Consider the following 12,258-nt stretch of genomic DNA (forward strand, 5'->3'; position numbering starts at 1 on the left):
CGAGTTCGAGAACGCGTTCTATGCTGTCCCCAACGACAGCAATCTGCTGATCGGAATCAAATAGCGCGAGTCTCCATCAGACCCAGGGCGCTTCACATCGCCTGAGCGTTATCGCCCCGATGATCGGAACCTCGAATGTTCTCGCTCGAATCGCCACTGCAGACCGACGCATGGGCCAAGGTCCAACGCAAGCTCGGCAAGCCGACGTCGACACTGCAGGGAGACGGGTGGTCGGCACTGTGCGTCGAGGAGAAGCGCGCGGTCGGCTCCTACCTGTACGTGCCGTACGGGCCGATCTGCCGTGACGCGGGCGCACTCGACGACGCCTTGCGTGCCATCCACGCCCATGCTCGTCGACGGCGAGCCTGGTGGGTTCGCGTCGAGCCGCGCAGCAGCGAACGCGAGGCCCTCTGGTCGGACCTGCCGCTGTGGCGGGACGTGCTCGAGGCCGACAGATTTCACCCGGCGCTGCACGATCACCAACCGAAGCACACTCGCCTCATCGACCTGACTGCGGGCCCGGACGCCATCCTTGCCGCGGCGACGGGCAGCATCCGCACGATTCACCGCAACCACGCGAAGAAGGGCCTGGAGGTGCGGACGAGCCGCAACCCGGACGACGTCACCATCCTCGCCGCGTTCCTGTCGCAGGCTGCAGGGCACAAGCACATCGTCGCCCGCTCGGCCAGCTACCTGCACGCAGTGGCTTCCGCGATGATGCCGGTGGACGCGGCGACCCTCTACTCGACGTGGAAGGACGGCGCCCCGCTGTGCGCCACCCTCGTCTACGACAGCCCCACCCAGCGGCTCTTCGCGCACGCCGCGATGCCCGTGGAGCATCGAAAACTGCGTCCGAACCAGCCCCTCATCACGCGCGCGCTGCTCGACGCCCACGACGCAGGCATTCGGACCGCTGACCTGTTCGGCCTCGCACCACCGGACGAGCCGAACCATCCCTGGGCGGGATTCAGCGCCTTCAAGCGTTCGTTCGGTGGCGAGGACGTCACCCACCTCGGCACCTGGGAACGCGACATCGTGCCCGGAGCGCGACGTGCCCTCGAAGCCCGCGAGCATCTCGCGGAACGTCGTCAGACGCAGCGGGCTCGAGGCCCGCAGGACAGCGCGGACTCGTCGGCGCCCGTGGCGAGCACCGTGCCGACGACGGCGTCAGCGGAGAACAGCACGGTGCCGCACTGACGATTGGCCGACGGGTCAACGGCGCGACTGGGGCGTCGTAGAGTCCGCGGGGGGCGACGGGGCAGCGGTGGTGACCACGACATCGCCGATGTGACGAGGATTCGCAGACCGGGACGCGGCTCGCAGAGGTGGACGAAGATCGCGAATTTCGTGCACATTCAGGCACGCGACGTATGTCGCTCACAGACGCGCCAGGGGCGACGTCGCGTCAACGAGTGGGAATGCTGGCGCGGTAGATCTCGGAGTGAACGCGTGCTCCGGCATCGCGTTCGTCGCGGCGTTCGGCGACGTCGGCCGGGACAGCGCGCCGTTGGTCGACGGCGACCAGGATCGTGTCGGCAAGCCTGCGAGCGTCGACGGTGGCGTCGTCACTGGCGGCATCACCGTCCTCGGCCTCATCGCCCCGGCCCGCGAGATCGTAGAGGACGGGCGCGTGCTGTTCGCCGTAGAACCCGATGTTCGGTGCCACGACGCGCACGCCGAGGTCGTGACACATCTCGATCCACCCCGAGTGGGTGCCCCAGACGTTCGCCATGACGCTGACGTCGAGGCCGCCGACGAACGCGAACAGCGTCCCGTCATCCATCGGCTCGTGCAGGACGAGCGTGATGGCGTCGCGCGCCGCCAGCGCCTCGGCGCGCTCGACGACGCAGGCGTCGTGACCGCGATCGGTTGGGTCCGCAACGGCGCGGTGCATCGTCACGACGATCTCGACGTCAGGCCGCTCATCGGCGACGAGGGCGAGCGCGTCGAGCGCTCCCGCTGCGTCGACGTTCGTGCGAAGACTCTTGAGGTGCAAGCCGATTCGCCGACGATCATTTCGCGCGGGCGCCGCTGTGCTGTCGTCGCTCGACCGCGCGTCGGCGCAGTTCGTCCGAGAGGAAGTGTCATCGAGCAGGAGCGTGGCCATCACGTCCAGCGGCACGATGTGCGGGTGGTGCACGACGACGGCGTCGCGACCCCAGCGAGCCTGGATCGCATCAGCCGCGCCCTGGGTCAGCGTGATGACGGCGTCAGCCGCCGGCACGAGCGCGTCGAGTCGGCTGAGCTGCGCCGCCGGGTCCTTGATGTGCGGGTTGCGCAGGTCGTGCACCGTGACGACGACGCCCTTGCCCAGCTCGTGCGCCACGTCGACGACCTCGCGCAGGTGCTCAGGGCTGAACGACTCGAACCCGAAGTGGACGTGCAGCACGTCGAATTCGCCGGCATGCTCGCGTAGCCAGGCCGGATCGAGGATGCGCGGCGGCCACCAGCGCGTCGAGCCGTCGTCAGCGATGACGGGCGGGTCGGGCAGGCGGATCACCTCGTCGCACCCGTCGCCTGGTGTCTCGCCGGTCGGGGAGAGGTGCGCGACGTAGGGGTGATCGGCCGGAACCGACGCGACACGAATCATGGCTTCTCCTGGAGGCGATCTCATCGGCTACGACACTGAGCACGACACAGTGAACGCGACCGAGGGCGAGCGCCGTCACCCTACCCGCCGGCTCGCCCGTTGACGGATCGTCGTTGCCCGGATTCGCGTCATGTTCGACGCCAATCCGGGCAACGATCGTCCCTCGGCCTGACAAGTGCATCGCGCATCTGCAGTCAGACGGTGCCGCCGACATGAGCCGGGCCCCGGGGAGGCGGCACGAGGCAGACCCGTCTTCATCGGCGCGGGCATGTCAGACGGGCTCCGGTGGACACGCGGCGGCGTGGGCCGTCACAGTGGGCGGGTGAGTGAACCCGAGCGCACCCCGGACGGTCGCTACATCGTCGTGAACGGTCGACGCTGGCGCGCGTCCGACCCCGGCATCCCGCCGAAGCTGCGGCAAGAACTCGTCGATGAACTGATGGCCGCCCGTCGCCTCGTGCGCACGGACGCCGAGCACGCCCGACCGCGCGTGCAGGAGGCCAAGATTGCTCTCGGCGAGCGCGGCTACGAATGGTGGACTACTCCGTCCGACGACGAACGCGACGTCCGCATCGAAGCGACGATCCGCGCGCTGCTGCGTCATCGCGCCGGCAAGAGCATCTGCCCCAGCGACGTCGCGCGCGTGGTCGGCAACGGCGCGCACGCTGACGTGCATGGCGACGGTATTTCGCAGGCGCCTGGCCACGAGAGGGCGACCCGAGTCGGAGGCGAGTCGACCACCACCGGGGGCAGCGATGCGACGAACGGCGATGACGGGTGGCGCGACCTCATGCCCGCCGTCCGCGCCGTGGCGCATCGAATGCGAGCGGCCGGCGAGGTGCTCGTCACCCAGGAGGGCAAGGCCGTCGACGAGACAGCTCGCGGGCCCGTCAGGATCATCTTTGCCGACGGTGGCGCTGACGATGACATTCGTGCTGACGCTGGGGAGGGCCCCTCGTCGTGATGTTCCCCGACATCGCGTCACTGCCGACGCGATCTCGGGCGAAAATCGCTGACGCTCAGACTGACGACGGGGCGTATCGCTCGAAATCCGCCGCGACCGTCCCCCGTGCACATCTGCGATCTTCGTCCACATTCGTCTGGCTGGATTTCACCTGCGCTCGCCGGCAGTCAAGCCGTCCGAGGGACACCCCACGTCAAGGGCGTCGAGCGGCCGATCTCACTACACGACGTGCGGCAGGACGAACAGCATGAGCATCGACCACGTCAGGTGCGTGACGATCGGCCCCGCGAGCGAGCCCGACTGCTGACGCAGCACGGCGACGACGAAGCCGAGCATCGCTGCGGCGAGTGCGAGCAGCGGAATGCCGGTCAGGGCCGTGACGGCGGTGTAAGCGACCGTCGTCCACAGCACGCGCTTCCTCGGCGACAGCACGCGCCAGAGCCCACCTCGGTAGAACACCTCCTCGGCGATGCCGTTGACGGCCGTCGTCAGTGCGACGATCGGCAAGCTGCCCTTTCGGGCATGGTCGAGCAGGTGCGAGACGGGGTCACGCAGCGCCGGGATGAAGCGCACGAGAAACGCGCCGACGACGAACAACAGCGCCAGCGCGATGCCGACGCCGAACGCCTCGAGCAGTTCGCGTCCGTCAGCGCGCCAGCGCAGCCTGGTCGCGCCCACCCGCCCGGCCGCGAAGATCCCCGTCCCGTAGATGACGGCGACGAGGAACGTCGCCGGGTAGAACAGGGCCTGCCCCGGCTCGAGATTGAGCGACCACGACAGCGCGACGGCGGCCGCGACGCCCGTCGCTCCGATGATGACCCTCGTCGCGCCGAGACGATGCTGGGGCACGGGATCGGCCCCGGCGTCACGTAGTTCGACGTCGCGTGCCCCTGCGAGCGCGGCGCCGAAGACGTGGCGAAGTGAGCGGTGCGATGTCGCCATCAGCGTCCCGGGTTGCGACGGGCGATGACGGCGCTGAGGACGGTGGCGAACCCCGTCCATGCCGCATACGGCGCGAGCACGACGCCCTTCTGCGGCGAGGCCTTGTGCGCGCGGCGCACGAGGTCGGCCGAGCTGGCGGCGAGCACCGCAGCCTCCAGCACCGCCGGACGCAGCTTCTTCGCGGCGAAGAACGTGCCGTTCCAGCCGACGTTGAGGGCCAGGTTCGCGGCGAGCGCCGCGATGTACGCGCGCTGTTCCTTGGTGCGGCCCGTCTCGGCGAGGTCGGCGATCGTCAGGCTCGAGATGAGCGCGAGGTCGGTGTAGAGCGCGCTCCACACGATCGGGAACGCGGCGGGCGGCGGCTGGGTCGCCGGCTTGCGCAGCGTGCGGTACCACGCCGATTTCGGGTCGGTCAGCAGCGAGCCGGCGACGGCGGTCGCGGCGACGGCGGCGGACGTCAGCCCGAGCGTGCGTACCCAGCGCGAGGTGTCGAGGTCCTTCACGGCCGCGCGGACGGCATCCTCGAACGACGTGTGACCGCCCGGAGGTGCGCCGACGAGGTCGTCGAGGTCGCGTTCGTGGACGACGGTGTCGTGCTGCAGGCTGCCGATGAGCGGCGCCGCCAGGGTGCTGGAGACGGGCGTCACCAGGCCGATCCAGTGCCCGGCGAGTCCGGCCGTCGTCACCGGCGCGGTGCCCACGATGCGCGGCAGCCAGCGCTTCGTCGCCTTCGCGTAGCGCTTCATCATGTCGCCGTACGGCATCGGTTCGGGGCCGCCGATGTCGAAGGTGCGGCTGACGTCGGCGGGCAGGTCGGCGGCACCGACGAGATAGTGCACGGCGTCGGCGACGGCGATCGGCTGGATGCGGTTCTTGATCCACTTCGGCGCGATCGCGCCGGGCAGGCGCTCGCTGAGGTTGCGCAGCATGATGAACGACGACGACTCGTCGCCGATGACGACGCCCGCCTGCAGCGCCGCCGTCGGAACGCCGGAGTCGATGAGCACGTGGCCCACCTCGACGCGCGAGCGCAGGTGGTCGGACAACTGCTCGACGTCCTCGTCGTCCGGGTGCAGGCCACCGAGGTAGACGATGCGCGAGACGCCGGCGTCGCGGGCGGCGTCGGCGAACGTCGAGGCCATCTCCTTCTCTTCGGAGACGAAGTCGTCGGACGTGCTCATCGAGTGCAGCAGGTACCAGGCGACGTCGACGTCCTCCATGGCGCGCGCGACATCGGAGGCCTCGGACGCGTCCCCCTCGACGACCTCGACGTGCTCGCCCCACGGCAGCGCACGCACCTTCTTCTCGCTGCGGCTGAGCACGCGCACGCGCCATCCCCGCTCGACGAGTTCAGCGGCCACCTGGCCGCCGACGTATCCGGTGGCCCCGGTGACGAGGGCGAGGCGAGAGGTCATGAGGTCCATCCGTTTCATCGAGGAATGCGCGTGGATCACGTTGGAATTTCAGGATAGTCGTACTTGACGTCGGCGTCAGCGGCGCCGGTCACAGCGGGGTCGCTCAGCGCGGGCGTCAGCTGCGCCGCTCATGCGGGCGCACCTGAGCGCCGCGGTGCGTGGGGAGCGGTTCGCCGTCATTCCAGCCTGCCGGCGCCCAGAGGGGGCTGGGCGGCTGCGGCCTACACTCCTCGACGTGTCCGAACCTCAGGGCGAGCCCTCGCACCCGCCGCTCCGAGCCGAGCGACGTTGCGCTCGGCTCGGAGCGGCTGGGTTGCTCGTCCTCGGGCTCGTGCTGTGCGTGGGCGCGTACGTCGCGGCGGTGCATGCTCGGGGCGCGGCGTTCTCCTGGCGGCGCGCGATGATCAGCGACCTAGGACGCACGATCTGCCGCGACTGGCACGGATTCTGGGTCTGCTCGCCGCGCGCCGACCTCTTCAACGTCGCCGTCGGCATCGCAGGAGCCTGCATCCTGACGGCGGGCGTTCTGACGCGCGATCGACTCGGACGATTCGTGACGGCGGCGCTCGTCTGCCTCGGCGTCGGACTCGTGTGGGTCGCGGTCTTTCCCGCTGACGGAGCCATCGGGGTGCACATGGTGGGCGGCGTTCTCGCGCTGCCGGCGCCGTCCGTCCTGTTGCTCGCACATGGGCTGGTGGGGGTGCGGTCGGCCGGCTCACGAGGGGATCGCGATCGGTTCGCGAGCGAGCGCGAGCCCCGTCACACGCTGACGCGCGTGCTCGGGGCGCTGGGTGCCGTGTCGTCGCTCATGAGTCTCGACCACGTCATGCCGGCGCCGGCGCCCATCCCGCGCGGGGTGGCGGAGGGCGTCTCGCTGCTGGTGCTCGCAGTTGCCCTCGTCGTCGTGGCGTTCGACCTGCTGCGACGCCCGCGCGACATCACCGCACCCTGACACACCCCGCCTCCCTCGATGTTGCTCGGGGTGCCACGGCGACGCGCCCCAAGAAGCGGGCAACATCGCGGCCTTGGACGCGCGCCGCGCGACACGAGGAGCAGGGGAGTGCGCCTCAACCGCCGAGGCGGCGCAACGTCGGCCAGACGGCGCCCCATCCTCCTCGCGGGTCGGAACATCGCAGCATCGTCGTGCCGTCGAGGCCGAACGGGTCGTGCGGCGCGATGAGCCGCCCAGCGGGGTCGCAGCGCGTGAACGCCGCACGGATGCGGTGCTCGTCCCCGCCGACGGCGAGGACGTCATGCGTGCCCCCGTCGCTGCGTGGCGGCCCGAGGCTCCAGAGCGCGTTGTGCCACGAGGCGACGTCGGCACGCGGCACCCCGAGCGCAGGGCCGTACTGATGTGCAGCTCCGGCGAGGGCATACGAATCGGTGACGATGGCCGCACCCGGCGGACGGGCTGCCGCCAGCTGAGCGGCGAGTGACGGCCAGTCGGTCTGGTCGCGCTGCATGGGGTCGAGGGCGGAGACGATGGAGAACGCCGGTGACGAAACGGGCACGATCGGTAGGCAGATGAGGGCTGCGACGACGGCGTTCGCCGTCACGACGATGGGCGCCCGTCGCCACACGTGCTCCTCGTCCGCAGCCGCCCGCGCCCAGCCGACCGCGACAAGCGGCAAGAACACCGCGACCGCGTAGTAGGGCTGCGCAGGGGAGACGAGCGCGAACACAAGGACGATCGCGGCCATGACGGCGAGCACCGGCCCGGTGCGCTGTTGTGGTGGGTCCGGGGCGATGCGGCCGGCGTGACCGTCGTCGGTGGAGAAAGGATCGTTCGTGACGCCGCCGAACGCCTTGACGCGGGCGTCGTCAGCGGGAGCGCTGCGCCAGCCGTCCGCCTCGACGTGCCGACCGTCGTCGTGGCCGTCGTCAGCTCCGGGGTGGGCGGCGCGACGACTTCCCGGGTGCCACCACAACCCTCGCCATGCGACCCGGACGAACGGCGGTCCGACGAACACGACGAGCAGCGGCACGACGAGCCACCGGCTGAGCGCGCCATGGCGGGCGACGAGGTCGGCCGAGACGTCGAGCATCGGCACGCCATGAACGATCTGCGCCCCCACCTGGAACCCGCCGACCGCGACGAGCAACGCGGCGCCGCACCAGGCGTCACGGGTGCGCAGCACCCATCGGGCGCACGCGGCGAGCGCGACGAAGGCCGCGGCGACGAGCACGAGGACGAGCAGCTTGTTCCAACATGCCACCCCAGCCGCCGCGCCGGCCCACGTCAGCGCATGGCGACGCCCCGTCAGCGCAGCGACGACACCGAGCACGACGAGCTGCCACGCGAGCAGATCGAGGCTCGCCGTCAGCATGACGTGCCCCATGAGCAGCGGGTAGACGGTGAACGCATGCGCCCACGCGGCGATGCGCTGCACCCTCACATCAGCGCCGAGAAGCCGCGGAAACAGCCCCGCGACGAGCGCGCCCGCCCCCGCCGCGAGCGCGGCCGGCAGCCGTTGCACCCACACCGCGTCACTCACCGACGCCGCTGCGTGCGCGAGCCAGACGGTGAGCGGCGGCTGATCGTCGTACCACCACGCGGGCGGCAACATGCGAAAGTACAGCTCGTCGCCGTGAAAACCGTGGCGCGAAGCCGTCGCGAGCAGCACGATCATGACGGCCAGCGCTGCCGGAGCACCGGGGCGCCACCACGGCTGCGCCTCGACGAACCGCGCCGACACACGCCACCTCGATGAACTCGACGCGGACGGCGTCACGTCATGCCCCGCCGACGAACTGTTCGATGGCGGCGACGGCCACGCCCGCGCCGTCCTCGGTCGCCACCTGACGTCCGAGATCCGCTGCACGCTCGCGCATTCCAGCACTCATCGCCGCGCGCAGCCGACGCGTCAGCAACCCCGCGGTGAGCAGTCGGCGCGGCAGCGGCGCGGGTGCGAGGTCGAGCGTGTGGAGGCGGTGCGCCCAGTGGTACTGGTCGGCGAAGTGCGGGACGACGACGCTGGGCGCGCCCGCGGCGAGCGCGGTACCCGTCGTCCCCGACCCGCCGTGGTGGACGACGGCGCGCACCTGCGCGAACAGCGCGTGGTGCGGCTCGTCATCGATGCCGACGACGACGCCATCCGCCTCGCGCGGCGCACCGTCGAGCTGGACGAGCGCGCGCACGCCGAGTCTCCGGCACGCCTCGGTGACGACGTCGACGACGCGGCCCGGTGAGTTCTGGTGCATCGAGCCGAACCCGACGGCGATCCACTCGTCGCCGGTGGCGAGCAGCGCCCGGGTGCGCTCCGACAAGCCCTCGTGCGGCGTCTCGCGCCACCACCCCGTGACGACGGTGCGGGAGTCGTCCACTGGCTCGGCGAGCAGCGGGCTGTACGCGTGCAGCGAGCCAAGGGTCGCCGTCGTCAGTCCCGTGGGGTGGGCGGCGCGCAGGTCGAGTCGGCCGTCGGCCCATCCGCCGTCGACGCCCGCGAAGTACGGTTCGACGCGCCGCAGCGCTCCACGCGCGCGACGCCGCACACCGGTGGGCAGCGTCCACGCGTACGGCAGCAGCGGCATCGGCCCGTCGAGCGTGTCGAACTCGGGCCACAGGTGCGCGCGGACGACGGGGACGTCGGCGCGCATCGCCTCGTCGACGGCGGCGATCGCGAAGCTGGAGGCGACGAGGACGTCGGCGCCCGCGAGCGCCTCACGCGTGGTCGGCCCGAACGACTGCAGGAACTCGGCGAACACGTTGCGCGTGCGGTTGAGCGCGCGCAGATCACCACGCCGCAGTGCGGTGCCCGCCGGGCCGGCGAGGAGGGCGCCCGGATCGCTCGTCACCGTCACGACGCGCGGGCCGTCCGGCATGACGTGCGCGAGCGACGCGTGGGTGACGACGGTGACGTCGTGCCCGCGGGCGACGAGACGCGCGGCGAGCACCCCGAACGGTACGGCGTCGCCGCGGCTGCCGGCGGCGGCGATGACGACCCTCATGCAGCCCGCTCCGACGGGTGAACGCACGGGGTTTCGGTGCTCGCGTCGCGTTCACGCGGGCGTCGGAATCGCATGGCACACCTTCGAATAGCCGGACGGGTGCCCTCATCGTAGTGCCGCCACGACGGCACGAACGGGCCCGCAGAGTCGCCGCGGCACGGTCGCGAACGCCAACCCCCATGGTCGAATTCCGTGATTTTCCAACACCTCCGGGGCGCTCGCATCGGCGCGTCGGCGGCTATGCTCATGGTTCGGACCCGCGGGCAGCTCACCCTCCCTGCGACCGGCCGATGGACGTTCACACCCCGCGACCCGTGGAGGCACTCGTGACAGACCCCGAGGCCCTCCTCACGCATGGCTACCGCCAGGCGCGCGAGATCACCCGCGCGCACGGCACGACGTACTACTGGGGGACGCTGTTCCTGCCGCCGCAGCAGCGCCGCGACGTCTACGGCCTGTACGCCCTGTGCCGCCTGGCCGACGACATCGTCGACGAGCCCGACAAGGCCACCGGGCACGGCCTCGACGCATCCTTGCAGCCGGGGGAGCGTCTCGCGCAGTTCGAACAGCGCTTCCAGGCCGACCTTGCCGCGGGGCGCAGCGACGACCCGTTGTTCGCCGCCATCGTCGACACCGCCCGGCGTCTCGACCTCGATTCCGGTTGCTACGACCGCTTCTTCGGCGCCATGCAGCTCGATCTCGTCCGCACGTCGTGGGCGTCGTGGCCTCAGCTGCGCGACGAGTACATGGAGGGCTCGGCCGCCGTCATCGGCGAGATGATGCTGCCTGTGCTGCGCCCGCGCTCGCGGGAGGCCGCGTTCGCTCCGGCCCGCGCGCTGGGGCTCGCGTTCCAGCTGACGAACTTCCTGCGCGATGTCGGCGAAGACCTCGAACGCGGTCGCGTCTACCTGCCCGCCGACGAACTCGCCGCGCACGGCGCCGACCCGTGGCTGCGCCGCGTCACCCCGCAGTGGCGCGCGTTCATGGCCGAGCAGATCGCCCGAAACCGCGCGCTGTTCCACGACGCCGAAGCCGGTCTGCCGCACCTGCCTGCCTCGTCGCGACGGTGCGTCGGCGCGGCGCTCGCGATGTACTCACGCATCCTGTGCCTCATCGAGGCGGCCGACTACGACGTGTTCAGCACGCGCCACCGCGTCTCCGCAGCACGCAAGAGCGCCATCGCGGGAGCCGTCGTCGTCACCGGACGCGCCCGAACTGCGGCGCCGGTCGCGCCCTCGTCATCGGCCGTGGCGAACGAGCCGGCCGTGACGTCATCCGCGTCATGAGCGAGGTGCACCCGACGATGGAGACCGGCTCGACCCACCGCACCCCCTCGCCCACCGAAACTCGCCGAAGGAGCCGCAGATGAGACGCCCGCCCCGCAACCGCGCCGAACTGCGTGCCGAGATCGCGCGGCGCAACCCGATCCGACGCGTCCCGCAGCCGCCGGAGGAGCAGATTCGCTCGACGTGGCGTCAGGCCGCGGTGCCCCGCATCGAGCGGATGCTGGCGCGCGCCCTCGCCCAGGACGCGGGTGGCTGGCACGTCGCGGCGGCGAGCACGGACGTCGTCGCGGGGCGTTCGACGGTGCGCACGATCCTCGGACGCGAGATCGCGTTGTGGCGCGGCACCGACGGCTCGGCGCTCGCGGGGCCGGGCGCGTGCCCGCACATGGGTGCGCTGCTGGAGAACTGCCACACCGATGACGGCGACGTGCTGTGCCGCTGGCACGGGCTGCGGCTGCCGAGCGAGTGGCCGGGCGAATGGCTCACCTACCCCGCGCACGACGACGGCGTCCTGTTCTGGGTGCGGTTGCCCAGCGACGGCGAGACGCCGAGCGATGCGCCGGTGCTGCCCCCGCGCGCTCCACTCGACGAGGCGCTCGTCGCGGTCTACACGCGTGAAGCGCGCTGCGAGACGTCCGACGTCATCGCGAATCGCCTCGACCCGTGGCACGGGGCCTGGTTCCACCCATACGCGTTCAGCCACCTCGTCGTCGACGAGGACGCGAGCGACGACGACTGCCTCGTCACCGACGTGACGTTCCGCCTCAACCACACCTACGGCGTTCCGGTGCGCGCGGCGTTCACGTGCGCCGACAGCCGCACGATCACGATGACGATCATCGACGGCGAGGGCGTCGGCAGCACCGTCGAGACCCACGCGACGTGCGTGCAGCCGGCGAGCGCCGAGCAGCCGGCTCGCAGCGTCATTCACGAGGCGACGATCGCGCACTCCGAGCGCCCCGGTTTCCGTGCGGCGCGGGCATTCGCGCCGCTCATCCGCCCGCTCGTGCTGCGCACGCAGGGCCAGTTGTGGGTCGACGACCTCGAGTACGCGGAGCGTCGCTACGAACTGCGTTCGGGTTTCGCGAGGGACGGGCAGTCGTGACGGCGGCC

10 protein-coding genes are annotated in these 12,258 nt (G+C 71.1%); 5 read left to right on the top strand and 5 right to left on the bottom strand.

The features are described from left to right. Positions 1-135 precede the first annotated feature (135 nt). Complete coding sequence (locus tag ABH936_RS10460) at positions 136-1,197, top strand: lipid II:glycine glycyltransferase FemX (protein ID WP_404603219.1); 1,062 nt, start codon at positions 136-138, stop codon at positions 1,195-1,197. 208 nt (positions 1,198-1,405) lie between these two features. Here the strand turns inward: ABH936_RS10460 and ABH936_RS10465 are convergent, their stop codons facing one another. Further along, a complete protein-coding gene (locus tag ABH936_RS10465; protein WP_404603220.1) occupies positions 1,406-2,590 on the bottom strand; it encodes a glycosyltransferase in 1,185 nt (394 codons plus the stop codon). A gap of 322 nt (positions 2,591-2,912) precedes the next feature. On the opposite strand from ABH936_RS10465, the gene ABH936_RS10470 reads away from it, so the two are divergent. Next, positions 2,913-3,554, top strand: coding sequence for a DUF3253 domain-containing protein (locus tag ABH936_RS10470; RefSeq protein ID WP_404603221.1), 642 nt, complete (start codon positions 2,913-2,915; stop codon positions 3,552-3,554). A 219-nt stretch (positions 3,555-3,773) separates the two neighbouring features. On the opposite strand, the gene ABH936_RS10475 is transcribed toward ABH936_RS10470, so the two are convergent. Both ABH936_RS10475 and ABH936_RS10480 read right to left on the bottom strand, forming a co-directional pair. Beyond that, entirely contained in the window at positions 3,774-4,496 is a 723-nt protein-coding gene (locus tag ABH936_RS10475) for a CPBP family intramembrane glutamic endopeptidase (protein ID WP_404603222.1), read from the bottom strand. Beyond that, entirely contained in the window at positions 4,496-5,911 is a 1,416-nt protein-coding gene (locus ABH936_RS10480) for a tryptophan-rich sensory protein (protein ID WP_404603223.1), read from the bottom strand. Before ABH936_RS10480 ends, ABH936_RS10475 begins: the two co-directional genes overlap by 1 nt. A gap of 235 nt (positions 5,912-6,146) precedes the next feature. Between ABH936_RS10480 and ABH936_RS10485 the strand changes: the two genes are divergently transcribed. Continuing rightward, positions 6,147-6,863, top strand: a complete 717-nt coding sequence (locus ABH936_RS10485; protein ID WP_241725151.1) for a DUF998 domain-containing protein — start codon at positions 6,147-6,149, stop codon at positions 6,861-6,863. 115 nt (positions 6,864-6,978) lie between these two features. On the opposite strand, the gene ABH936_RS10490 is transcribed toward ABH936_RS10485, so the two are convergent. After that, the gene (locus ABH936_RS10490) at positions 6,979-8,607 is read right to left on the bottom strand and encodes a hypothetical protein (protein ID WP_404603224.1); all 1,629 of its coding nucleotides are present in this window, start codon (positions 8,605-8,607) and stop codon (positions 6,979-6,981) included. A gap of 37 nt (positions 8,608-8,644) precedes the next feature. Beyond that, positions 8,645-9,859: a glycosyltransferase gene (locus tag ABH936_RS10495; protein WP_404603225.1), complete on the bottom strand. Its 1,215-nt coding sequence runs from the start codon at positions 9,857-9,859 to the stop codon at positions 8,645-8,647. A gap of 326 nt (positions 9,860-10,185) precedes the next feature. On the opposite strand from ABH936_RS10495, the gene ABH936_RS10500 reads away from it, so the two are divergent. Together ABH936_RS10500 and ABH936_RS10505 are read left to right on the top strand one after the other, a co-directional pair. Beyond that, on the top strand, positions 10,186-11,145 hold the full coding sequence (locus ABH936_RS10500; protein ID WP_404603226.1) for a phytoene/squalene synthase family protein: 960 nt from the start codon (positions 10,186-10,188) through the stop codon (positions 11,143-11,145). A 79-nt stretch (positions 11,146-11,224) separates the two neighbouring features. Then, complete coding sequence (locus tag ABH936_RS10505; RefSeq protein ID WP_062256476.1) at positions 11,225-12,250, top strand: DUF5914 domain-containing protein; 1,026 nt, start codon at positions 11,225-11,227, stop codon at positions 12,248-12,250. Positions 12,251-12,258: the final 8 nt, after the last annotated feature.

This window comes from Dermacoccus sp. GAS27A, from assembly GCF_044909235.1.
Lineage (GTDB): Bacteria > Actinomycetota > Actinomycetes > Actinomycetales > Dermatophilaceae > Dermacoccus > Dermacoccus nishinomiyaensis.